Origin of the sequence: Micromonospora sp. NPDC047187, assembly GCF_040643355.1 — a bacterium.
GTDB lineage: Bacteria > Actinomycetota > Actinomycetes > Mycobacteriales > Micromonosporaceae > Micromonospora > Micromonospora salmantinae.
Window position 1 is genome coordinate 40,301 of sequence record NZ_JBEYUF010000025.1, and the last position, 22,454, is coordinate 62,754.

The 22,454-nt window shown below is 73.0% G+C and carries 20 protein-coding genes and 1 riboswitch; of the genes, 15 read left to right on the top strand and 5 right to left on the bottom strand.

Features of this window, described 5'->3' with window-relative positions:
- Positions 1-7 precede the first annotated feature (7 nt).
- The 8 genes from coaBC to ABZ794_RS28245 all read left to right on the top strand — a co-directional run bounded on the left by coaBC (position 8) and on the right by ABZ794_RS28245 (position 11,492).
- On the top strand, positions 8-1,216 hold the full coding sequence (gene coaBC, locus ABZ794_RS28210) for a bifunctional phosphopantothenoylcysteine decarboxylase/phosphopantothenate--cysteine ligase CoaBC (RefSeq protein WP_210785453.1): 1,209 nt from the start codon (positions 8-10) through the stop codon (positions 1,214-1,216).
- Between the two features lie 87 nt (positions 1,217-1,303).
- A complete protein-coding gene (gene metK, locus ABZ794_RS28215; RefSeq protein WP_091401916.1) occupies positions 1,304-2,497 on the top strand; it encodes a methionine adenosyltransferase in 1,194 nt (397 codons plus the stop codon).
- Positions 2,498-2,556: 59 nt separating this feature from the next.
- The gene (locus ABZ794_RS28220; protein WP_357518386.1) at positions 2,557-4,467 is read left to right on the top strand and encodes a primosomal protein N'; all 1,911 of its coding nucleotides are present in this window, start codon (positions 2,557-2,559) and stop codon (positions 4,465-4,467) included.
- 258 nt (positions 4,468-4,725) lie between these two features.
- Positions 4,726-5,709, top strand: a complete 984-nt coding sequence (locus tag ABZ794_RS28225) for an AAA family ATPase (protein ID WP_210785452.1) — start codon at positions 4,726-4,728, stop codon at positions 5,707-5,709.
- A gap of 291 nt (positions 5,710-6,000) precedes the next feature.
- Complete coding sequence (locus ABZ794_RS28230) at positions 6,001-8,484, top strand: tetratricopeptide repeat protein (RefSeq protein WP_357518388.1); 2,484 nt, start codon at positions 6,001-6,003, stop codon at positions 8,482-8,484.
- Positions 8,485-8,569: 85 nt separating this feature from the next.
- Complete coding sequence (def, locus tag ABZ794_RS28235) at positions 8,570-9,127, top strand: peptide deformylase (RefSeq protein ID WP_091401921.1); 558 nt, start codon at positions 8,570-8,572, stop codon at positions 9,125-9,127.
- Between the two features lie 5 nt (positions 9,128-9,132).
- Positions 9,133-10,059, top strand: coding sequence for a methionyl-tRNA formyltransferase (gene fmt / locus ABZ794_RS28240; RefSeq protein ID WP_238690154.1), 927 nt, complete (start codon positions 9,133-9,135; stop codon positions 10,057-10,059).
- A complete protein-coding gene (locus tag ABZ794_RS28245) occupies positions 10,056-11,492 on the top strand; it encodes a transcription antitermination factor NusB (RefSeq protein ID WP_210785449.1) in 1,437 nt (478 codons plus the stop codon). The genes fmt and ABZ794_RS28245 overlap by 4 nt, the downstream gene beginning before the upstream one ends.
- Before the next feature lie 56 nt (positions 11,493-11,548).
- On the opposite strand, the gene ABZ794_RS28250 is transcribed toward ABZ794_RS28245, so the two are convergent.
- On the bottom strand, positions 11,549-12,439 hold the full coding sequence (locus ABZ794_RS28250; RefSeq protein WP_210785465.1) for a septum formation family protein: 891 nt from the start codon (positions 12,437-12,439) through the stop codon (positions 11,549-11,551).
- An 82-nt stretch (positions 12,440-12,521) separates the two neighbouring features.
- Positions 12,522-13,415, bottom strand: coding sequence for a septum formation family protein (locus ABZ794_RS28255; RefSeq protein WP_210785448.1), 894 nt, complete (start codon positions 13,413-13,415; stop codon positions 12,522-12,524).
- Positions 13,416-13,669: 254 nt separating this feature from the next.
- Here ABZ794_RS28255 and rpe point away from each other — a divergent pair, with 254 nt between their 5' ends.
- From rpe to ribH, 7 genes are all read left to right on the top strand, one after another.
- A complete protein-coding gene (gene rpe / locus ABZ794_RS28260) occupies positions 13,670-14,350 on the top strand; it encodes a ribulose-phosphate 3-epimerase (protein ID WP_210785447.1) in 681 nt (226 codons plus the stop codon).
- Between the two features lies 1 nt (position 14,351).
- Positions 14,352-15,308, top strand: a complete 957-nt coding sequence (locus tag ABZ794_RS28265; protein WP_210785446.1) for a response regulator — start codon at positions 14,352-14,354, stop codon at positions 15,306-15,308.
- 78 nt (positions 15,309-15,386) lie between these two features.
- Positions 15,387-15,557, top strand: a riboswitch (FMN riboswitch).
- A 166-nt stretch (positions 15,558-15,723) separates the two neighbouring features.
- Positions 15,724-16,785 (top strand): bifunctional diaminohydroxyphosphoribosylaminopyrimidine deaminase/5-amino-6-(5-phosphoribosylamino)uracil reductase RibD, encoded by a 1,062-nt coding sequence (gene ribD / locus ABZ794_RS28270; RefSeq protein WP_210785445.1) that lies wholly within the window; start codon positions 15,724-15,726, stop codon positions 16,783-16,785.
- 1 nt (position 16,786) lies between these two features.
- The gene (locus tag ABZ794_RS28275; RefSeq protein WP_210785444.1) at positions 16,787-17,431 is read left to right on the top strand and encodes a riboflavin synthase; all 645 of its coding nucleotides are present in this window, start codon (positions 16,787-16,789) and stop codon (positions 17,429-17,431) included.
- The gene (pnuC, locus tag ABZ794_RS28280) at positions 17,431-18,114 is read left to right on the top strand and encodes a nicotinamide riboside transporter PnuC (protein WP_210785443.1); all 684 of its coding nucleotides are present in this window, start codon (positions 17,431-17,433) and stop codon (positions 18,112-18,114) included. Before ABZ794_RS28275 ends, pnuC begins: the two co-directional genes overlap by 1 nt.
- Entirely contained in the window at positions 18,111-19,376 is a 1,266-nt protein-coding gene (locus ABZ794_RS28285) for a bifunctional 3,4-dihydroxy-2-butanone-4-phosphate synthase/GTP cyclohydrolase II (protein WP_357518393.1), read from the top strand. The genes pnuC and ABZ794_RS28285 overlap by 4 nt, the downstream gene beginning before the upstream one ends.
- Before the next feature lie 2 nt (positions 19,377-19,378).
- Positions 19,379-19,879 (top strand): 6,7-dimethyl-8-ribityllumazine synthase, encoded by a 501-nt coding sequence (gene ribH, locus ABZ794_RS28290; RefSeq protein ID WP_210785464.1) that lies wholly within the window; start codon positions 19,379-19,381, stop codon positions 19,877-19,879.
- Between the two features lie 37 nt (positions 19,880-19,916).
- Here the strand turns inward: ribH and ABZ794_RS28295 are convergent, their stop codons facing one another.
- Genes ABZ794_RS28295 through ABZ794_RS28305 form a run of 3 tightly spaced genes read right to left on the bottom strand, consistent with a single transcriptional unit; the run spans position 19,917 to position 22,369 of the window.
- Positions 19,917-20,660, bottom strand: a complete 744-nt coding sequence (locus tag ABZ794_RS28295; protein ID WP_357518395.1) for an amino acid ABC transporter ATP-binding protein — start codon at positions 20,658-20,660, stop codon at positions 19,917-19,919.
- A 3-nt stretch (positions 20,661-20,663) separates the two neighbouring features.
- Positions 20,664-21,509, bottom strand: a complete 846-nt coding sequence (locus tag ABZ794_RS28300; protein WP_210785441.1) for an amino acid ABC transporter permease — start codon at positions 21,507-21,509, stop codon at positions 20,664-20,666.
- Positions 21,506-22,369 (bottom strand): ABC transporter substrate-binding protein, encoded by an 864-nt coding sequence (locus ABZ794_RS28305; RefSeq protein ID WP_238690152.1) that lies wholly within the window; start codon positions 22,367-22,369, stop codon positions 21,506-21,508. The genes ABZ794_RS28300 and ABZ794_RS28305 overlap by 4 nt, the downstream gene beginning before the upstream one ends.
- Between the last annotated feature and the right edge of the window lie 85 nt (positions 22,370-22,454).

Consider the following 22,454-nt stretch of genomic DNA (forward strand, 5'->3'; position numbering starts at 1 on the left):
CTGGCCGATGTCCGCCTCGATCGTCCTCGGGGTCGGTGGCGGCATCGCCGCCTACAAGGCGTGCGAGCTGCTGCGACTCTTCACCGAATCGGGTCACCGGGTTCGGGTCGTGCCAACGGCGTCGGCGCTCCGCTTCGTTGGAGCGCCGACCTGGGCCGCGCTCTCCGGTCAACCGGTCGCCGACGACGTCTGGACCGACGTCCACGAGGTGCCGCACGTCCGCCTCGGTAAGCAGGCCGACCTGGTGGTGGTCGCGCCGACCACCACCGACCTGCTCGCCAAGGCCGCCCACGGCCTCGCCGACGACCTGCTGACCAACACCCTGCTGACCGCCCGCTGCCCGGTCCTGCTGGCCCCGGCCATGCACACCGAGATGTGGGAGCACCCCGCCACAGTGGCCAACGTGGCCACGTTGCGCTCCCGGGGAGTCCGGGTCATCGAGCCCGCCGTCGGCCGGCTCACCGGCGCCGACACGGGAAAGGGCCGGCTGCCCAACCCGGCGGAGATCTTCGCCGTCGCCGGTCGGCTCCTGGCCCGCGGCGCCTCCGCCCCCGCCGACCTGGCCGGTCGCCGGGTGGTCGTCACCGCCGGTGGCACCCGCGAGCCCCTCGACCCGGTGCGTTTCCTGGGCAACCGTTCGTCGGGCAAGCAGGGGTACGCGTTCGCCCGCGCGGCGGTCGCTCGGGGTGCCCGGGTCACACTCATCTCGGCAAACGTCGGCCTCGCCGACCCGGCCGGGGTCGACCTGATCCGGGTGGGCACCACCGCCGAGTTGCGGGAGGCGACAGTCAAGGCCGCCGTCGAGGCCGACGCGGTGGTGATGGCGGCGGCTCCGGCCGATTTCCGGCCCGCGACGTACGCGACTGGCAAAATCAAGAAGTCGGACGACGGTGTCGCACCCACCATCGAGCTCGTCACGAACCCTGACATCGCGGCGGAGCTCGGCCAGCGCAAACGACCAGGGCAGGTGCTGGTGGTGTTCGCCGCCGAGACCGGTGACGCCGAGGCCAACGGCCGGGCGAAACTCGCCCGGAAGCGGGCCGACCTGATCGTGGTCAACGAGGTCGGTCCGGACCTGGTCTTCGGCGCCGACACCAACACGGTGACGGTCATCGGCGCGGACGGTTCGGTCAGCCGGCTGCCCGAGCAGGCCAAGGAAGCCGTGGCCGACGCCGTGTGGGATCTCGTCGTGGCGCGGCTGCCCGGCCGCTCCTGACGGGTGGAACAGGGCGCGACCGATCCCGACACCGGCCGCAGTGGTGATTAGACTGCCGCGGAACGACCTCACACGCTTAGGAGTGCCGTGACACGCCGTCTCTTCACGTCCGAATCGGTCACGGAAGGCCACCCGGACAAGATCGCTGACCAGATCAGCGATGGCATCCTCGACGCGTTGCTGACCGAGGATCCCCACAGCCGCGTGGCCGTGGAGACCATGATCACCACCGGTCAGGTGCACATCGCCGGTGAGGTGACCACCAAGGCGTACGCCGACATCCCGACGATCGTCCGCCGGACCATCCTCGACATCGGTTACGACTCGTCGAAGAAGGGCTTCGACGGTGCCTCCTGCGGGGTCAGCGTCTCCATCGGCGCGCAGTCCGAGGACATCGCGCAGGGTGTGGACAACGCCTTCGAGCTGCGCACCGGGGCGTCGGAGAGCGCGCTGGACGCGCAGGGCGCCGGCGACCAGGGCATGATGTTCGGCTTCGCCTGCTCGGAGACGCCCGAGCTGATGCCGCTGCCGATCGCGCTCGCGCACCGGTTGGCCCGCCGCCTCTCGGCGGTGCGCAAGGACGGCACGATCCCGTACCTGCGGCCGGACGGCAAGACCCAGGTCACCATCGAGTACGAGGGACTGCGCCCGGTCCGGCTGAACACCGTTGTCGTGTCCAGCCAGCACGCCGCCGACATCTCGCTGGACTCGCTGCTCACCCCGGACGTGCGCGACCACGTGATCGCCCCGGAGCTGGAGAGCCTCGGCCTGGACACCGATGGCTACCGGCTGCTGGTCAACCCGACCGGCCGGTTCGAGATCGGCGGCCCGATGGGCGACGCCGGCCTGACCGGCCGCAAGATCATCGTCGACACCTACGGCGGGTACGCCCGCCACGGTGGCGGCGCGTTCTCCGGCAAGGACCCGTCGAAGGTGGACCGCTCGGCCGCGTACGCGATGCGCTGGGTGGCCAAGAACGTGGTCGCCGCCGGCCTGGCCGAGCGGTGCGAGGCGCAGGTCGCCTACGCCATCGGCAAGGCGCACCCGGTGAGCCTGTTCATCGAGACGTTCGGCACCGAGACCGTGCCCGTCTCCTCGATCGAGAAGGCCGTCACCGAGGTGTTCGACCTGCGTCCGGCCGCGATCATCCGGGACCTCAACCTGCTCCGCCCGATCTACCAGCAGACCGCCGCGTACGGCCACTTCGGCCGGGAGCTGCCGGACCTGACCTGGGAGAGCACCGACCGGGCCGCCGACCTCAAGTCGGCCGCGGGAGCCTGACCACCACCAAGCGCAGCGACCGGCGACCCGCTGACGGGTCGCCGGTCGCGCGCGTCTGCGTGGATGTCGGACTGGCGCACCTGGACCGGCCGTTCGACTACCTGGTGCCGGCGGAACTGGACGAGGTGGCGGTTCCCGGTACCCGGGTGAAGGTGCGCTTCGCCGGGCAACTCGTCGACGGGTGGTTGCTGTCGCGCGCCGACGACTCCGGGCACACCGGCCGCCTCGCGTACCTGGAGAAGGTGGTCTCCCCGGAGCCGGTGCTGGCCCCCGAGGTCGCCCGGCTGGCCCGGGCGGTCGCCGACCGGTACGCGGGCAGCCTCGCCGACGTGCTCCGGCTCGCCGTGCCACCCCGGCACGCGCGGGTGGAGAAGGAGCCGCACGATGAGCAGCCCACCCCGGCTGCCCCCACCGTGGCTGTCGACCCGCGCGGGTGGCGCGACTACCCGACCGGTGCGGCCCTGCTGCGGGCGCTCGCCGACGGCCGGGCGCCCCGCGCGGTCTGGTCGGCGCTGCCCGGTGAGGACTGGGCGGCCCGCTACGCCGACGCGGTGGCTGCCACCGTCGCCGGTGGGCGCGGCGCGGTGGTCGTGGTGCCCGACGCGCGTGACCTCGACCGCCTCGACGCGGCGCTCACCGGTGTGCTCGGCCCGGGGCGGCACGTCAGCCTCTCCGCCGCGCTCGGCCCGGCCCGGCGGTACCGGGCGTTCCTCGCCGCTCGCCGTGGTCAGGTGCCGGTGGTGATCGGCACCCGGGCGGCGATGTTCGCCCCGGTGGCCCGGATCGGCCTCGTCGCCGTCTGGGACGACGGTGACGACCTGCACTCCGAGCCCCGGGCGCCCTACCCGCACGCTCGCGACGTGCTGCTCACCCGCGCCCAACTCGCCGAGGCCGGCGCGCTGGTCGGCGGGTACGCCCGGACGGCCGAGGCGCAGCTGCTGGTGGAGACCGGCTGGGCCCCGGAGGTGGTCGCCGACCGGGCCACCGTGCGGGCGCGGATCCCGGCCATCGCGCCGACCGGGGACGACCCGCAACTGGCCCGCGACCCCGGGGCCGCCACCGCCCGGCTGCCCAGCCTGGCCTGGACGGCTGCCCGCGACGCGCTCCGCCAGGACCTGCCGGTGCTGGTGCAGGTGCCCCGCCGCGGCTACCTTCCGTCGATCTCCTGCGCCGAGTGCCGCACCCCGGCCCGCTGCGCGCACTGCGCCGGCCCGCTCGCGCTGCCCTCGGCCGGCGGCACCCCGGCCTGCCGGTGGTGCGCCCGGGTGGCGGCCGCGTACGCCTGCCCGGAGTGCGGTGGCCGGCGGCTGCGGGCCGCGGTGACCGGCGCCCGGCGGACCGCCGAGGAGTTGGGCCGGGCGTTCCCCGACGTGCCGGTGCGCACCTCGGGGCGCGAGGAGGTGCTGACCGACGTGCCCGGTGGCGCGGCCCTGGTGGTGGCCACCCCGGGCGCCGAGCCGGTCGCGGAGGGCGGCTACGGCGCGGTGCTGCTGCTCGACTCGTGGGCCCTGCTGACCCGGGCCGACCTGCGCGCCGGCGAGGAGGCGCTGCGCCGCTGGCTGGCGGCGGCGGCGCTGGCCCGCCCGGCGCCGGCCGGTCGGGTGGTGGTGGTCGCCGACGGTGCGCTCGCCCCCGTGCAGGCGCTGCTGCGCTGGGACGCCGCCTGGTTCGCCGGTCGGGAGCTGGCCGAGCGCCGCGAGCTGGGCTTCCCGCCGGCCGTGCGGATGGCGAGCGTCACCGGAGCGGCCGAGGCGGTGGCGGACCTGCTGGCCGCGGCCCGGCTGCCCGACGACGCCGAGGTGCTCGGGCCGGTGCCGGCCGAGGAGGGCCGGGAGCGGATGTTGGTCCGGGTGCCCCGGGCCCGGGCCGCCGCGCTCGCCGAGGCGTTGCACTCGGCCGCCGGCGTCCGGGCCGCTCGCAAGGCCGCCGATCCGGTTCGTCTCCAGGTCGATCCGCTGAGCCTGTTCTGAGGCGTTTCGGCCTGGTGCCGACGGCCGCGGACCTCGCCCGCTGCCGGGGGCCCTCGCACACCGCGTCCGGCAAAGCGGTGGCGCCCGAGTGGTAGCATCGCCCGTCATGCCAAGGCGTACGACGGGCTCCAGGTCGCGAGGGGGCGTCAGCCGCGCCGAGCTGGAGCCGCCGCGGGATGGCGCGACGATGGCGGGAACGCGTCGGTCGGGCGCGAGGTCGATGATGTCAATGAGCCGGTGATCAGGGGTGGACCAGTCGTGACCGTTGGACAATCGATCGTCTTCAACGGCGACCTCGGCAGCGGCAAGAGCACCGTGTCGGTCGAGATCGCCAAGCGGCTCGGCATGCGCCGGGTCAGCGTGGGGGACCTCTACCGGGAGATGGCGCAGCAGCGGCAGATGACCGCGCTGCAGCTCAACCTGCACGCCGAGCTCGACCAGGCCGTCGACGGCTACGTCGACCAGCTCCAGCGGGACATCGCCGCCTCCGGTGAGCGCCTCGTCATGGACTCCCGGCTGGCCTGGCACTTCTTCACCGACGCGCTCAAGGTGCACATGATCACCGAGCCGGGCGAGGCGGCCCGCCGGGTGCTCGCCCGCCCCTCCGGGCCGGCGGAGAGCTACGCCTCCCTGGAGGAGGCCAAGGCCAAGCTCCGGGAGCGCAGCGCGAGCGAGCGCAGCCGGTTCATCATCCGTTACGGGGTGGACAAGGCCCGGCTGCGCAACTATGACCTGATCTGCGACACCACCCGGGCGTCCGCCAGCGAGGTGATCGAGCACATCGTGGCCGCGTACGAGGGCACGCTCGGCGCCGAGGTGCTGCGCGACGCGCCGCCGCTGCTGCTGCTGGACCCGGCCCGGGTCTACCCGACCGAGGACATCGCCACCCTGCGCGGTCTGTGGGACACCGACTTCGTCGGTGGGGTGGCCGAGGCCGGCGACGAGGCCCTCGAACCGCTGAAGATCGGGTTCACCGGCGAGTACTTCTTCGTCGTCGACGGTCACCGCCGCCTCAGCGCCGCCCTGCAGAACGGGTTCTCCCTGGTTCCCGCCCAGCTGGTCGCCGAGGTCGACGAGCCGGTAGTGGGTGGGATGACCGCGATCGACTACTTCGCCGCCCAGGTGCGCCCCGGCCTGATCTACGACTGGGAGGCGGCCCACAAGATCCAACTGCCGCTGCCCGAGCCTGCGCTGCTCCGCGGCGACGCGGTGCTCGCGGGCGACCCGGGCGCCAGCGTCTGAACCCAGCGTGAGGCCGGGCTGACGCGCGGGGTACGCGCGCCGGCCCGGAGTCGTACGGCCTTCGCCGCGACGGCTCAGCCGAGGATGACGCCCGAGGCGCCCACTCCGGCCATGCCGGAGAACATGTCCTCGTAGTAGCTCCGCCAGGCGCAGACCCGACGGGCGGTCAGGTAGCCGGTACAGGCGACGTGGAACTGTCATACATTGGCAACCGTCTATCGAGCTGCGTCGGCCCGGAATTACCCTGCCCGTGCGCATCCGGGGGGCCGGATGACCGGGGGTGGGGGTCACATGTCCGAGCCGTGGATACCTTCCGGCACTCATCAGACGTCACACGGGTCAGCCCAGCTGGTCCGCGCCGGCATCGAGGCGCAGACACTTCCCGAGTTGGCCGGGTTGCTGCGCCAGCTGCGCCGCCGCGAAGCCCGGCAGCAGGGCGAGACCCTGCTGACGTACCGGCAGTTGGCAGCGAAGACCGGCTGGTCGCGCGGGATCATCGGGGAGTACTTCGCCGGCAACATCCTGCCGCCGCCGGAGCGGTTCGACGCCCTCATCCGACTGCTCGGGGCCACCCCCGCCGAGCAGGGGGTGCTGGCCACCGCGCGGGACCGGGTCGAGGAGCGACGTCGACGCCCGAACCGGGAGCACGCCACCACCGGGCGGGCGGTGCCGCGGGCCAGGGTCGGCGGCTCGCGCGCCGGCACCACGTCCCCCCGGTTCCCGATACCCCGCCAACTGCCCCCGGCGCTGCCCGGGTTCGTCGGGCGTGCGGCCCAACTCGCCCAGCTCGATGCCGAATGCGCTCGCGCCGTGGCGCCCGAGAACGACGGCGTGGCATCGGTCACCGTCATGACGTTGTCCGGTACGGCCGGGGTCGGCAAGACGACCCTCGCGGTCACCTTCGCGCACCGGGTCGCCGATCGCTTCCCGGACGGCCAGCTCTACGTCGACCTGCGCGGGTTCGACGCCACCGGAACGGTGGTGACGGCCGTCGAGGCGGTCCGAGGTTTCCTGGAGGCCCTCGAGGTGCCGCCCGAACGCATCCCCACCCACCTGCCCGCGCAGGTGGGCCTCTACCGCAGCCTGCTCGCCGGCCGCCGGATGCTGGTGCTGCTGGACAACGCCCGCGACGCCGACCAGATCCGACCCCTGCTGGTCGGCAGCCCGAGTTGCCTGGTCCTGGTAACCAGCCGCAACCGGCTCGCCGGCCTGATCGCCGCCGAAGGTGCCCGGCCGATCGGCGTCGACCTGCTGAGCGCCGCCGAGGCCCGGCAACTGTTGGCCCGGCGGCTCGGCACGAACCGGTTGGCGGCCGAGCCACAGGCGGTGGACGAGATCATCGAGCGGTGTGCGCGGCTGCCGCTGGCGCTGGCCGTGCTCGCCGCGAGAGGAGCGGAGAAGCCCACGTTCCCGCTGGCCACCCTCGCGGCCGAACTGCGGGCGGCGCCGCGACCACTCGACTCGTTCGACGGAGGGGACGCCGGCACCGACGTGCAGGCCGTCTTCTCCTGGTCGTACCGGAGTCTGACCCCGGCAGCGGCCCGCCTGTTCCGGCTCTTCGGCTGCCATCCCGGACCGGACATCGGGTTCGCCGCGGCGGCCAGTCTGGCCGGACTGCCCCGGGCCCAGGTGCCCCGACTGCTGGCCGAACTGGCCCACGCGCACCTCGTCACCGAGCACGCCCCCGGCCGGTTCGGCGCGCACGACCTGCTCCGGGCGTACGCGGCCGAGCAGGTCGAACGTCTCGAACCCGAGCAGGCCCGGCGGGCCGCGATCCGGCGCGGGCTGGACCACTACCTGCACACCGCCCACGCGGCGGCGCTGCTGCTGCAACCGGGTCGGGACCCGGTCACCCTCACCGCCGCCGCGCCGGGTGTGCTGCCCGAGGAGATCACCGACCTCGGTCAGGCGCTCGCCTGGTTCAGCGTCGAGTATCCGGTGCTGCTGGCGGCGGTCGCCCATGCGAGGCGGGCCGGGTTCGACGGCCATGCCTGGCAACTGGCCTGGACACTGGTGGACTTCCTGCAACGCCGGGGGCGGTGGCCGGACCTGGCCGTGGCCCAGCGGAACGCCCTGGCCGGGGCGCAGCGGGCCGGCGACCGACCCGGGCAGGCGAACGCCCACCGCGACCTCGCCCGGGTGCTGTCCCGGCTGGGTCGGGTGAACGAGGCGGCGAGGAACTACCGACAAGCCCTGGTGATCTTCGCGGAGCTGGGCGACCACACCGGGCAGGCGCGCACCCACCGGGCGTTCGGCGCGATGCTGGACGGGCTCGGCCGGCACGCCGAGTCCCTGGAGCAGAGCGAGCGGGCCCTGGCGCTGTACCGGGCCGCCGGTCACGTCGCCGGGGAGGCCAGCGCCCGCAACGCGGTGGGGTGGGCGTACGCCCAGCTCGGCCGGTACGAGCCCGCGCTCGGGCACTGCCGGGAGGCGTTGGCGCTGCTGCGGACGACAGGCGACCGGCACGGTGAGGCGAACACCTGGGACAGCATCGGCTTCATCCACGCCCGACTGGCCGACCACCGGGCGGCGATCCGCTGTTTCCAGCGGGCCCTCGGGCTGTACCGGCGGGTCAGCGACCGCTACGACGAGGCGGACACCCTGTCCCGGCTGGGCGAGAGCCGACAGGCGGTGGGGGACGCGGCCGGCGCCGCGCGTACCTGGCGGCGGGCCGTGGTCATCCTCGACGATCTCGGCCACCCGGACGCCGAACGGGTCCGGGAGCTGTTCGCCGGGACGCCCGCCGGTGACGCTGGGCACACCGGCGGTGGTTGAGCGAGGTGCGCCGCCCGGCGCCCGGCCGGGCACTCCGTAGACTGGTACGGCACCGCTCGTCCACCCGAAGAAGGAGCCGTCCCGCGTGACCGTCCAGCCCATCCGTCTGTTTGGGGATCCGGTGCTGCGCACGCCGGCCGATCCGGTGGTCGACTTCGACGCCGAGCTACGTCGGCTCGTCGCCGACCTCACCGACACGATGCGTGAGCAGAACGGCGCCGGCCTGGCCGCGCCGCAGCTCGGTGTGAGCCTGCGGGTGTTCACCTTCGACGTCGACGACGTCCTCGGGCACCTGATCAACCCGGTGCTGGAGTTCCCCGACGAGGAGGAGCAGGACGGCCCGGAGGGCTGCTTGTCCATCCCCGGGCTCTACTTCGACACCAAGCGTCGGCAGAACGTCGTCGCCAAGGGCTTCAGCTCGTTCGGCGACCCGATGCAGATCGTCGGCACCGGCCTGATGGCGCGCTGCGTGCAGCACGAGACCGACCATCTCGACGGGGTGCTCTTCCTGGACCGACTGGACCCGGAGGGGCGCAAGGAAGCCATGAAGGCGATCCGCCAGGCCGAGTGGTACGACGCGGCGGCCCCGCCCACTGTCAAGCTCAGCCCGCACATCAGCGACCCCTTCGGTCTGGGGCGCTGACCCGGATGCGCGTGATCTTCGCCGGTACGCCGGCCGTCGCCGTTCCCGCCCTGGCCGCCGTCGCCGCCTCCCGGCACGAGCTGGTGGCAGTGGTCACCCGGCCCGACGCGCCCGCCGGGCGTGGGCGGGGTCTGTCCCGCTCACCGGTCGGCGCATGGGCCGACGAGCACGGCGTCGAGGTGCTCACGCCGGCCCGCCCCCGCGACCCGGAGTTCCTCGACCGGCTGCGCGAGCTGGAGCCGGCCTGCGTGCCGGTGGTCGCCTACGGCGCGCTGGTGCCGCCGGCGGCCCTGGAGATCCCCCGGCACGGCTGGATCAACCTGCACTTCTCACTGCTGCCCGCGTGGCGTGGCGCCGCACCCGTGCAACACGCCGTGCTGCACGGCGACGAGCTGACCGGGGCCAGCGTCTTCCAGTTGGAGGAGGGCCTGGACACCGGCCCGGTCTACGGCACGCTGACCGACGAGATCCGCGCCACCGACACCTCCGGCGACCTGCTGGGGCGGCTCGCCGAATCCGGCGCCGGGCTGCTGGTGGCGGTGCTCGACGCGATAGCCGACGGCACCGCCCGCGCCGAGCCGCAGCCGGCCGACGGGGTGTCGCTGGCGCCGAAGCTGACAGTGGACGACGCGCGGGTGCGCTGGAGCGACCCGGCCTTCGCCGTGGACCGGCGGATCCGGGCCTGTACGCCCGCGCCGGGTGGCTGGACCACGTTCCGCGACGAGCGGGTGAAGCTCGGCCCGGTCGTCCCGGTGCCCGACGGCCCGCAGCTGAAGCCGGGGGAGTTGCTGGTGGAGAAGTCCCGGGTGCTGGCCGGCACGGCGACAGTGCCGGTACGTCTCGGCGAGGTCCGCGCCGCGGGCAAGCGGGCGATGGACGCTACCGACTGGGCGCGCGGCGTCCGGGTCGGCACTGGAGAGGACTTCGCGTGACGGCACCGGAGGGAACCCGACCGACGCGCTCCGGCCCGTCGACCGGCCGTGGCGGGGACCGGCGCCCGGTCCGACCACCGCTGGACCGACCGCGCCGCGCCGCGTACGAGGCGGTGGCGGCGGTGCACCGGGACGACGCGTTCGCCAACCTGGTGCTGCCCATCATCCTGCGGGAAGAGGGGCTGTTCGGTCGGGACGCGGCCTTCGCCACCGAGCTGACCTACGGCACCCTGCGCCACCTGGGCACGTTGGACGCGATCCTGACCGACGCGGCCGGCCGGGACGTGGCCCGGATCGACCCGCCGGTACGCGACGCGCTGCGGCTCGGGGCGTACCAACTCCTGCACACCCGGGTGCCGGCGCACGCCGCGGTGTCGTCGACTGTGGACCTGGTCCGTTCGGTCGCTCCGGGCGCCACTGGTTTCGCCAACGCGGTGCTGCGCGAGGTGTCCAGCCGTGACGCGGACGCCTGGGTGGCGAAGCTCGCCCCACCGATGGAGACCGACCCGGTGGGGCACCTCGCGTTGGCGTACAGCCACCCGCAGTGGATCGTGCGGGCCTTCTCCGAGGCGCTCGGCGGCGATCTGGGCGAGACGGAGCGCCTCCTGATCGAGGACAATGAGCGCCCGCCGGTGCACCTGTGTGCCCGGCCCGGCCTGATCGACCCGATCGAGCTGGCCGACCAGGTCGGCGGCGCGCCCGGCGCCTTCTCGCCGTACGCCGTCTATCTGCCCGGCGGGTCGCCGGGCGACATCCCGGCGGTGGTCGACGGCCGGGCCCACGTCCAGGACGAGGGTTCCCAGCTGGTGGCCACCGCGCTCGCCGACGCGCCGCTGGACGGCCCGGACGGACGTTGGCTGGACCTGTGCGCCGGCCCGGGTGGCAAGGCCGGGTTGCTCGGCGCGCTGGCCGCGCAGCGGGGTGCCCGGGTGACAGCGGTGGAGGTGGCCGAGCACCGCGCCCGGCTGGTCTCCCTGGCGACCCGGGACCTGCCGGTGGCAGTGCTGACCATGGACGGCCGTGAGGTTGGCGGCGACCCGAAACTGCCGGAGCAGCACTTCGACAGGGTGCTGGTCGACGCCCCGTGTACCGGGCTGGGGTCGCTGCGTCGTCGGCCGGAGTCGCGGTGGCGTCGCCAACCGTCCGACCTGCCGCCGCTGACCCGGCTGCAACGGGAGCTGCTCGGCGCGGCGCTGCGGGCGGTCCGCCCGGGTGGCCTGGTCGCCTATGTGACCTGTTCGCCGCACACCGTCGAGACGCACGTGACGGTCACCGAGGCGGCCCGCCGTAGCGGGGTTGCGGTGGACTTCGTGGACGCCCGCCCGCTGCTGCCGGCCGGCATGCCCGGTCTCGGTGACGGGCCGACAGTGCAGCTCTGGCCACACCGCCACGGCACCGACGCGATGTTCCTCGCCGTCCTGCGCCGAGGCTGATCCGTTCCACGCGTCCGGCCGGTCGACCGACCGGCCGGACGCCGTGCGCGGCGTGCTCAGGTGACCGGGAGGCCCTTGGTGCCGGCGTTCTTCATCGAGCGGGTCAGGTTCCGGTCGGAGATCCAGAGGAAGCACTGCACGCCCCGGTTCCCGTTGCGCCACTCCTCCTCGTACGGCTGGTAGTAGATCGTGCCGGCGCGGAAGTCGAGCTGGGAGTTGTCCGGCACCTTGGCGTACTTGGCGATCATCGTCTGGCAGGCCCGGTGGGTCCGCTTGGTGCTGCGGGTGAACTCGGCGTAGGTGGTGTCCGGCGCCTGCCAGACGCCGACGAACTCGGCGTGGTGCTTGGCGGTGCAGGAGACCGGCACCATCTCGTCGATGTCGTCTTTGACCAGCTTCGGGTTGAAGCAGCGGTACGCCAGCGGGGCCGCTCCGGACAGCGCGCCCCGGAGGCTGCCGGTGCGCAGGTCGACAGCGGTGTCGTCGATGCTGGCGATCTCGGTGACGTCGCAGCGGTACCAGCGGGCTCCGCCCGACCAGGCCTGCGGCGACGGCAGCACGACGGTCAGGCCGAGCCGCCCGGAACGCCAGTCGGCCCCCACCGCCTTGTTGACCGCCGTGTCGCACCCGGTCTGCGCGGCCCGCATGCCGGCGGAGCCGGGCTGCGGAGGCGTGCCGCCGTCGGCGCCCGGACCGGTGAGGGTGCCGACGTGCATGGTCTCCACCCGGTGCGCCTCGGTGCACGCCGTCGGGTTGTAGCCGGTCAGGAAGCCGACCTGCTGGGAACTCTGGTGGCAGACGTCGGCTGCGGGGACGAACTGCTGTGCCGCGACGGGCGCCGGCCAGTCGTCGATGAGGTCACTGTCGATTCCGGCGGGTGCGCCGCACCCGGCCAGCGCCAGGGCCAGCGCACCACCCCCGGCGAACGCCGCCAGCCACCGTCGCATCCCGACCTCCCGCTGCTGCTGGCCCCCGACCGGACCCAGCCGGTCGATAGCGCCACGGCGCAGCAGCATACGGCAACGATGTTCAGATCGCGGGCAGTCCCTCGGGACCGGCGCCGCGCATCGAGCGGGTGAGTTTGCGGTCGTCGCTCCACAGGAAACAGCGCACTCCACGGTCGCCGTCCTCCCACTCCCGCTGCGACGGCGGGTAGTAGATGGACCCGGCCCGGTACGGCAGCTCGCTGTTGTTGGGCACCGCCGCGTACTCGGCGATCAGCGCCATGCAGCGCCGGTGGGCCTGCTCGGCGGACTTGGCGAACTCCGCCCAGCTCATGTCCCGCTCCTCGTAGACACCCACGAACTCGGCGCGGTGCGGCTCGGTGCACAGCACCGGCGCCATGTAGTTGAGGTTGTCGCCGATCAGTTTGGGGTCGAAGCAACGGTGCGTCAGGGGCGTGTCGCCGATCAACGCGCCGCGCAGGCTGCCGGTGCGGTTCACCGGGCGGGTGTTGTCGATGCTGCCGGTCTCGCTGAGGTCGCAGCGGAACCAGCGGGCGCCGCCGGCCCAGGCGGGCGCGGACGGCAACGCGAGGGACAGCGCGAGTCTGGCCGTGTGCCAGTCGCCGCCGAGCACCTGGCGGGCCCGCTGGTCGCACTCGGCGCGAGCCGTGCGCAGCGCCGACGATCCGGGTTCCGGTCGGGCCTCGGTCAGCGCGTCGGGCCCGACGAAGGTGCCGACGTGGATGGTCTCGGCCAGGTGGTTGCGCGCGCAGTCCACCGTCTCGTACGTGCTGGCCTGCACGACAGTGGCGATCCGCGGCAGGCAGGTGTCGGTGGCGGGGGTGAACGGCTTCGGAACCCGCAGCGTCGGCCAGTCGTCGGTGAGATCACCGTCCGCGCCTCGCGCCGGCGCGCAGCCGGCCAGCAGCAGCATCGTCGTGACGCTGGCCAGCACCAGCGCTGGAAGCCACCGTCGCATCGTCCGCCCTCCCGGGAGCTGGCGGCCGGTCGCCGCGCCCCGCGGCGAGACCCCGGCGGGCGTGCAGCCTACGGCACCGTCCCGGTTGGAGTGTCGTCGCGTTTCCGTCGATCGGCCAGTGGCTGATGTCTGTTCGTCCGGATTCGAGGGTCCGGAGCGTCCAATTCTGCACCAATGGTCACTGCTGGGTCACAGGGCGTCCCCAAAGGTGCCGCGATGCGGGTGGCGGGTGGCCACCTTCGTACACTGGCCCCGTGACCGTACCGCCGCCGATCGTCGCGCCGAGCATCCTGGCCGCCGATTTCGCCCGCCTCGCCGAAGAAGTCCGTGCCGTCGAGGACGCCGCGGACTGGTTGCACGTCGACGTGATGGACAACCACTTCGTGCCGAACCTGACCATTGGGCTGCCCGTGGTGCAGAGCCTGCGGGCCGTCACGACGATGCCCTTCGACGTGCACCTGATGATCGAGGACCCGCGCCGGTGGGCCCCCGGGTACGCCGACGCCGGGGCGTACAACGTCACCTTCCACGCGGAGGCGTCCGACGACCCGGTGGCGCTCGCGAAGGACCTGCGTTCGGCCGGTGCGAAGGCGGGCCTGGCCATCGACCGGGACACCCCGATCGAGCCCTACCTGGACCTGCTGCCCAGCTTCGACACCCTGCTGATCATGACGATCAAGGCGGGCTTCGGTGGGCAGCGGTTCATTCCGCAGCTCCTGGAGAAGGTGCGGACGGCCCGGCGGCACGCGTCGGCCGGGCACCTGGAGCTGCGCATCGAGGTGGACGGCGGGATCGCCGCCGACACCATCGAGCAGGCGGCCGCGGCTGGCGCCGACGCGTTCGTGGCCGGCACCGCCGTGTACGGGGCCGCCGACCCGGCGGAGGCGGTACGGCACCTGCGGGCACTGGCGGAACGCGCGGCGCCCGGGGCCTGAGGTGGAGCCCGAGGCCGACCGCAAGGACATCATTCTCGTCGTGGACGACGACGCGGACATCGCTCGGTTCGTCGAGTTCAACCTGCGGCTGCACGGCTTCGAGGTGATCCACGCCAGCGACGGCCAGGAGGCCCTGGAGGTCATCGAACGCCAACGGCCGGACCTCGCGGTGGTCGACCTCATGATGCCCCGGATCGACGGGCTGGAGCTGACCCGCCGGCTGCGCGCCGACCCGATGACGTCAGCCCTTCCGGTGATCATGCTGACCGCCAAGGGGATGACCGTCGACAAGGTGCACGGGCTCAGCGCCGGCGCGGACGACTACCTGGTCAAGCCGTTCGACACCGCCGAGTTGGTGGCCCGGGTCTCGTCCACGCTGCGCCGCAACAAGGAGTTCCGGGAGGTCTCCCCGCTGACCGGGCTGCCGGGCAACAGCCGGATCCGTCGGGAGATCAGCGATCGGGTCCGAAACGGCGTGGACTACGCCGTCGGCTACGTCGACATCGACCGGTTCAAGAGTGTCAACGACCGGTACGGCTTCGTGCGCGGCGACGACTTCATCTCCGCGCTGGCCCGCAGCCTGCACCGGGCGGTGGTGGGCGTCGGGCTGCCACCGGCCTTCCTCGGTCACGTCGGCGGTGACGACTTCGTCATCGTCTGCGCCCCGGACCAGGTGCGCCCACTGACGTCCCGGGCGGTCGTCGACTTCGAGAACGCCGCCGACACGCTCTACGACCAGACCGACCGGGAGCGCGGCTTCGTCGAGTTGAAGGATCGACGCGGCAACATCCGGCGGGCGGCCCTGGTCACGCTCTCCATCGGGGTGTCCCTCTCCGACGCCGGCAAGCGGTTCACCGATCCGCTCGAGGCGATCGCGGTGGCCTCGGAGATGAAGACGGTGGCCAAGAGTCAACCGGGCTCGTACGTGGCGGTGGACCGGCGTCGCGGCGTCACCTGAGCGTGATACCGCTGTGAAGTAGCTCGCCTAGGTGGCGACGGAGCGGGATCGGCGTGTAAGACTTTCCGGGTACCCACCACGCGCTGGCGGGACTCGGTGAAATTCCGAACCGGCGGTGATCCACGGTCCAACCGTGGTCAGCCCGCGACCCGGACGGCTCTGCCGTCCGGTGGACCTGGTGAAAATCCGGGGCCGACGGTTGGGGGCGGTTCGTCCGCGCCCAGACAGTCCGGATGGGAGACAGCGCGCGGGACGGACGGGTCCGAGCCGGCCGCTGGCTTCAGCGTGCCGACCCGACCCCCCGGGGCGGCTGTGCCGTTCCCGGAATCCGCCACCGCCTGCCCGTGGCCCCATGGCCACCGCCTCCCTGACCGCCCGCGCGCGGACCGGCGAGTGAGAGGGCAGGGGCAGCGCGATGGCCAGCGTCTCCGTTGATGAGGCGATGCGGCGTGCGATCGAGTTGGCGGCGCGCGGGCTCGGCACCACCAGCCCCAACCCGGTGGTCGGGTGCGTGCTCCTCGACGAGAACGGCGAGGTCGTGGGCGAGGGCTTCCACGCGTACGCCGGGGGGCCGCACGCCGAGATCGTCGCCCTGGCGCAGGCCGGGCAGCGGGCCAAGGGCGGCACCGCTGTCGTCACTCTGGAACCCTGCGACCACACCGGCCGCACCGGCCCCTGTAGTTCCGCGCTCGTCCAGGCCGGGGTGGGCCGGGTGGTCATCGCCGTACCCGACCCGAACCCTGTCGCTTCCGGGGGCGCCGCCACCTTGCGCGCCGCCGGGGTCCGGGTCGATCTGGGGGTACGCGGTGAGGAGGCCGAGGCCGGCAACGTCGCGTGGTTGACCTCGATGCGCCGGGGCTGGCCGTACGTGATCTGGAAGTACGCCGCCACGCTCGACGGGCGCTCCGCCGCGGCGGACGGCACCAGCATGTGGATCACCTCGGAGGCGGCCCGGATCGACGTGCACGCGCTGCGCGGCACTGTCGACGCGGTCATCGCCGGGGTGGGCACCGTGCTCGCCGACGACCCCCGGTTGACCGCCCGCAACCTGCGCGACGGCAGCCTGGCCATCCGGCAGCCGCTGCGGGTGGTGGTGGACAGCTCGGGGCGTACCCCGGCTGACGCCAAGGTCCGCGACGGCGCCGCCCGCACGTGGATCGCGACCGCCGACGAGGTCGGCGCCGACCCGGACGGCCGGGTCGACCTGTCGGCGCTGCTCGCGGCGCTGCACCAGCGCGGGGTCCGCGCGGTGCTGCTGGAGGGCGGCCCCCGGCTGGCCGGCGCGTTCCTGGAGGCCGGCCTGGTCGACAAGATCGTCGGGTACGTCGCGCCGCGGCTGCTCGGCGCCGGCCCGACCGCTCTGGTCGACGCGGGAGTGACCACCATCGCCGAGGCCATCGATCTGGAGTTCGTCGACGTTACGCAGATCGGTCCGGATCTGCGGATCACCGCTTTGCCCCGCAAAAGGGAGGGCTGAGATGTTCACCGGCATTATCGAGGAATTGGGCGAGATCGTCCGGGTGGCGCCGACGGCAGGGGATTCGGCGCTGCTGGGCGTACGCGGCCCGCTGGTCACGTCCGACGCCCGGCACGGCGACTCGATCGCCGTCAACGGTGTCTGCCTGACCGTCGTGGAGGTGGCCGACGGGGTCTTCACCGCCGACGTGATGGGGGAGACGCTGCGCCGCTCCGCGCTGGGCGCGCTGCGCCCCGGCGACCCGGTCAACCTGGAGCGGGCCGCCGCTCTCGGTAGCCGGCTCGGCGGGCACCTGGTGCAGGGCCACGTCGACGGCGTCGGTGAACTGATCTCCCGGGAGCCGGCCGAGCAGTGGGAGACCGTCCGGTTCCGGCTGCCCGCCGCCCTGTCCCGCTACGTGGTGGAGAAGGGCTCGATCACCATCGACGGTGTCTCGTTGACAGTCGCCGCCGTCGGCGCGGACGAGTTCGCCGTCGGGTTGATCCCGACCACGCTGAAGCTGACCACGCTCGGCGCGAAGGGCGTCGGCGACCCGGTCAACCTGGAGGTCGACGTGCTGGCCAAGTACGTCGAGCGGCTGCTCGGCGACCGGCTCACCAACGCCGACGCCAGCGGGGCGGCCGCGAACCCGGGCGGGGCGGCCTGATGGGCCCGCTCAGTTGGCTGCTGGACGCCCAGGTGCACGTCGCCGGCTCGCCGGTGCTGGCCAGGGAGATCGTCGGCAACGCGTTCGGGCTGGTCTCGGCGCTGCTCGGGTTGCGCCGGCTGGTCTGGGCGTGGCCGGTCGGCATGGTCGGTAACGCGCTGCTCCTCACCGTCTTCCTCGGTGGGGTGTTCGCCACCCCACAGGAGCACGACCTGTACGGGCAGGCCGGCCGGCAGGTGTTCTTCTTCGCGGTCAGCGTCTACGGCTGGTGGCGCTGGCAGCGCAACCGTCGCGCCGACGCCGGGCAGGCCGCTGTCGTGCCGCGCTGGGCCACCGGACGGGAGCGACTGATGCTGCTGGTGGCCGCCGTGATCGGCACCGCCGCGGCGTACCCGCTGCTCAAGGCCTTGGGCTCGTGGGGCCCGCTGCCCGACGCCTGGATCCTCACCGGCAGCCTGCTGGCCACGTACGGCATGGCCCGGGGCTGGGTGGAGTTCTGGCTGCTCTGGATCGCTGTGGACGCGGTCGGCGTGCCGCTGCTGCTGCGCGGCGGGTTCTACCCGTCGGCCGTCATGTACCTGATCTACGGCGCCCTCTGCGTCTGGGGCTTCGCCGCCTGGTGGCGCACCTCGCGCGCCATGGCCACCGTCCGTACGCCCATCTACCGGGAGGCCGTCGCATGACCAGCTTCGGGAGCATTGAGCAGGCGATCGCCGACATCGCGGCCGGCCGGCCGGTCGTCGTGGTCGACGACGCGGACCGGGAGAACGAGGGCGACCTGATCTTCGCGGCCGAGTTGGCCACGCCGGAGCTGATGGCGTTCATGGTGCGTTACACCTCCGGCTACGTCTGCGTGGCGCTGACCGAGAGCGAAGCCGACCGGCTCGACCTGCCGCCGATGCACCACACCAACCAGGACCGGCGCGGCACCGCGTACACGGTGACAGTGGACGCCCGCGAGGGGGTCGGCACCGGCATCTCCGCGGCCGACCGCGCGCACACCAGCCGGCTGCTCGCCGGCGCGGCGACCGACCCGACCGACCTGTCCCGCCCCGGGCACGTGGTGCCGCTGCGCGCTCGCGAGGGCGGGGTGCTGCGCCGACCGGGGCACACCGAGGCGGGGATCGACCTGACCCGGCTGGCCGGGCTGCGTCCGGCCGGCGTGCTCTGCGAGCTGGTCAACGACGACGGCACCATGATGCGCCTGCCGGACCTGGAGAAGTTCTCCGCCGAGCACGGCCTCACGCTCGTCACCATCGCCGACCTGATCGCCCACCGGCGGCGTACCGAGAAGCAGGTCGAGCTGGTCGCCGACGCCCGGATGCCGACGAAGCACGGGGTGTTCCGGGCGCTCGGCTACCGCGCCGAGCACGACCCGGCCGAGCACGTCGCGATGGTGCTGGGTGACCTCGGTGACGGCCAGGACGTGCTGGTCCGGGTGCACTCCGAGTGCCTGACCGGGGACGTGTTCGGCTCGCTGCGCTGCGACTGCGGGCCGCAGCTGGACGCCGCGCTGGCTCGGGTCGGGCAGGAGGGTCGGGGCGTGGTGCTCTACGTCCGTGGGCACGAGGGGCGCGGCATCGGCCTGCTGCACAAGCTGCAGGCGTACCAGTTGCAGGACCTGGGCCGTGACACCGTGGACGCCAACCTCGACCTGGGCCTGCCGGCCGACGCCCGCGACTACGGCACCGGCGCGCAGATCCTCTACGACCTGGGCGTGCGGTCGATGCGGCTGCTGACCAACAACCCGGCCAAGCGGGCCGGCCTGGAGGGGTACGGGTTGACCATCACCGGCCGCGAGGGGCTGCCGGTCGGCGCGCACCCGGAGAACATGCGCTACCTGCGCACCAAGCGGGACCGGATGGGTCACCTGCTGGACGAGTTGGACGAGGTGTCCGAGGCGCCGTTGGGGCGTCCGGTCGCCAACGACGAGATCGGAGCATGACGATGGCGGGTTTCGGTGAGCCGGGAGTCGAGGCGGTCGACGCCGCAGGGCTGACCGTCGGGGTCGTTGCCGCCCGCTGGCACGGCGAGCTGACCGACCACATGCTGGAGCGTGCGGTGGCCGCCGCCGAGGCGTGCGGCGCGCGTTCCGTGGTCGCCCGGGTCGCCGGCTCGGTCGAGCTGCCGGTGGTCGCGCAGGCCCTCGCCCGTCGCTGCGACGTGGTGGTCGCCCTCGGCGTGGTGGTCCGCGGGTCCACCGCCCACTTCGACTACGTGTGCCGTTCGGTCACCGACGGGCTGACCCGGGTGGCGCTGGACGAGGGCAAGCCGGTGGCGCACGGGGTGTTGACAGTGGAGACCATCGAGCAGGCCCGCGACCGCGCCGGTCTGCCCGGCTCGGCGGAGGACAAGGGTTGGTCCGCCACAGTGGCGGCACTCGACGCGGCGCTGGCCGTGCGGACGGTGGCTGCGGGCAACGCCCAACGGGTCGGCTTCGGCGGCTGACGCCTCTGCCGCCTCGGCCGTCTCTGAAGGCGGGCCTTCAGAGACGGCCGGCCTCGATGATCCGGCGCAGGAACTGCCTGGTACGAGGCTGGGTCGGCTCGCCGAGCACCTGCTCCGGCGGGCCGCTCTCGACGACCCGCCCGGCGTCGAGGAAGCACACCTCGTCGGCTACCTCCCGGGCGAAGCCCATCTCGTGGGTGGCCAGCACCATTGTCATGCCGTCGGCCTTCAGATCGCGGATCATCGCCAGCACCTCGCCGACGAGCTCCGGGTCGAGCGCGGAGGTGACCTCGTCGAGCAGCATCAGTCGAGGTGAGTTGGCCAGCGCCCGGACGATCGCCACCCGCTGCTGCTGCCCGCCGGAGAGCCGGTCCGGGTAGGCGTCCGCCTTGGCGCCGAGCCCCACCCGGTCCAGCAGCTCCCGGGCCTGCGCCTCGGCCTCCGCCCGGCCCCGCCGGTGTACGTGGCGCGGCGCGAGGGTGATGTTGTCCAACACGCTCAGGTGCGGAAAGAGGTTGTACGCCTGGAACACCATGCCGATCCGCCGCCGGACCCGGTCCGGGTCCACCCGGGGATCGGAGATGTCCTCCCCGTCCAACTCGATGGTCCCGTCGTCGAGTTCGTCAAGCAGGTTGACGCAGCGCAGCAGTGTCGACTTGCCGGACCCGGACGCGCCGATCACTGCCACCACCTGGTGCTCGGCCACGGTCAGATCGAGGTGGTCGAGCACGACGTGCCCGCCGAACTCCTTGCGCAGGCCCCGACACCGCAACAACGCCATGGGTCAGCCCCCCGACTGTCGGCGGGCCGCACGCAGCGTCACCCAGTCGGTGACCGCGATCAGCGGGATGGCGAGCAGCACGAAGAGCACCCCCGCCACGACATACGGCGTGTAGTTGAAGGTCTGCGCGGTGGCGATCTGGGCGGCGCGGACCGCGTCGATCGGCCCGGCCAGCGAGACCAGCCCGACGTCCTTCTGCAACGCCACCACGTCGTTGAGCAGGGGTGGCGCCACCCGCCGGACGGCCTGCGGCAGGACCACGTGCCGCATCGTCTGCCGGTAGGTCAGGCCCAACGAGCGGGCCGCGGCGAGTTGGCTGGAGTGCACCGACTCGATGCCGGCCCGGAACACCTCGGCGAGGTAGCCGCCGTAGGTGAGGATCAACGCGATCCCACCCAGCACCAGCACCGGCGGCATGCCCTGCAACCGCAGCCCCGGCACGCCGAGGGTGAGCAGGTACAGCACGATGATCAGCGGTAGGCCGCGGAAGGTGTAGGTGTAGCCGGCGGCCAGCGCGCGGACCGGGAAGAAGACCGGCCCGCGCAGCGTCCGCAGCACGGCGATCACCAGCCCGAGCAGCAGCGCGCCGACCGCACAGCAGACCAGCAGCCGTACGTTGAGCCAGAGCCCGCTCAGCACCGTCGGCAGCGCGTCGCGGGCGATCTCCGGATCCAGGAACGACCGCCGGACCCGGTCCCAGCCCGGCGCCCCGGTCACCGCGATCACCAGCAGCGTGCCGAGCGCCGCCGTCGAGGACGCCGCGACGAGCACGCTGTAGACGGTCTGCCGACGCCGGTACGCCGACCGCCGCAGCTGCGCCTTCGAGGGCGCATGGTCCAGAAGCGTCACCTCAGCTCGGCCGCCCCTGCCACCTGCGCGAGCCACTTCTGTTCCAGTTCCTTCAGCGTGCCCGCCGCGGTGAGCTGACCGACCGCCCCGCTCACGCAGGAGGTCAGTGGGGAGTTCTTGTCCAGCAGCAACCCGAACGCCTCGGGCGTACCGACCTGCGGCACCTGCCCGACGATCGTCGCGTCGGTGATCTCCGCGCCGGTGATGTAGAAGGCGGTCGGAAGATCCACCACGAGACCGTCCAGCTGCCCGTTCTGAAGGGCCTTCTTCGCGTCGTCGTTGCTGTTGTAGACCAGCGGCTTGGCGGTCGGCTTGATCACGTCGGTGATCGCCTGGTAGCTGGTGGTGCCGACCTGCGCGCCGAGCCGGGCGTCCCGCAGCTCGGCCAGCGACTTGCGGCCGGCGATCTTCGAGGACTTCAACGCGATGACGGTCTGCCGTACCAGGTAGTACGGCGCGGAGAAGTCGACCGCCTGCTTGCGTTCGTCGGTGATGGAGAACTGGTTGATGTCGAAGTCGAAGTCCTTCGGCCCCGGCGCGATGGCGGTGTCGAACTTGACCCGGGTCCAGGTGACGTCGGCGCGGGCGTAGCCGAGCTTCTCGGCCACCGCGTACGCGACAGCGGATTCGAAGCCCTCTCCGCTGTCCGGCTTGTCCTTGGCGAACCACGGCTCGTACGCGGGCTGGTCGGTGGCGATCGTCAGCTTGCCCGGCGTACGCGTGGGCAGGCTGTCCTTGGCGCAGGACGGCGCTGCTGTGACATTGGGGGTGGGTTTCTCGTCCTGTGGCGCGCATCCGGCGGTGGCTACGACGACGGCGCCGGCGACGGTGAGCGCGAGGAGACGTGAGCGGCTGGCCATGGCGGACAGCGTAGAGCTCCATGGGCATCGATCGACAATTGTCCCACCATGTTGGTAGGGAATTGTCCGCTTGCTGGATTTTGGC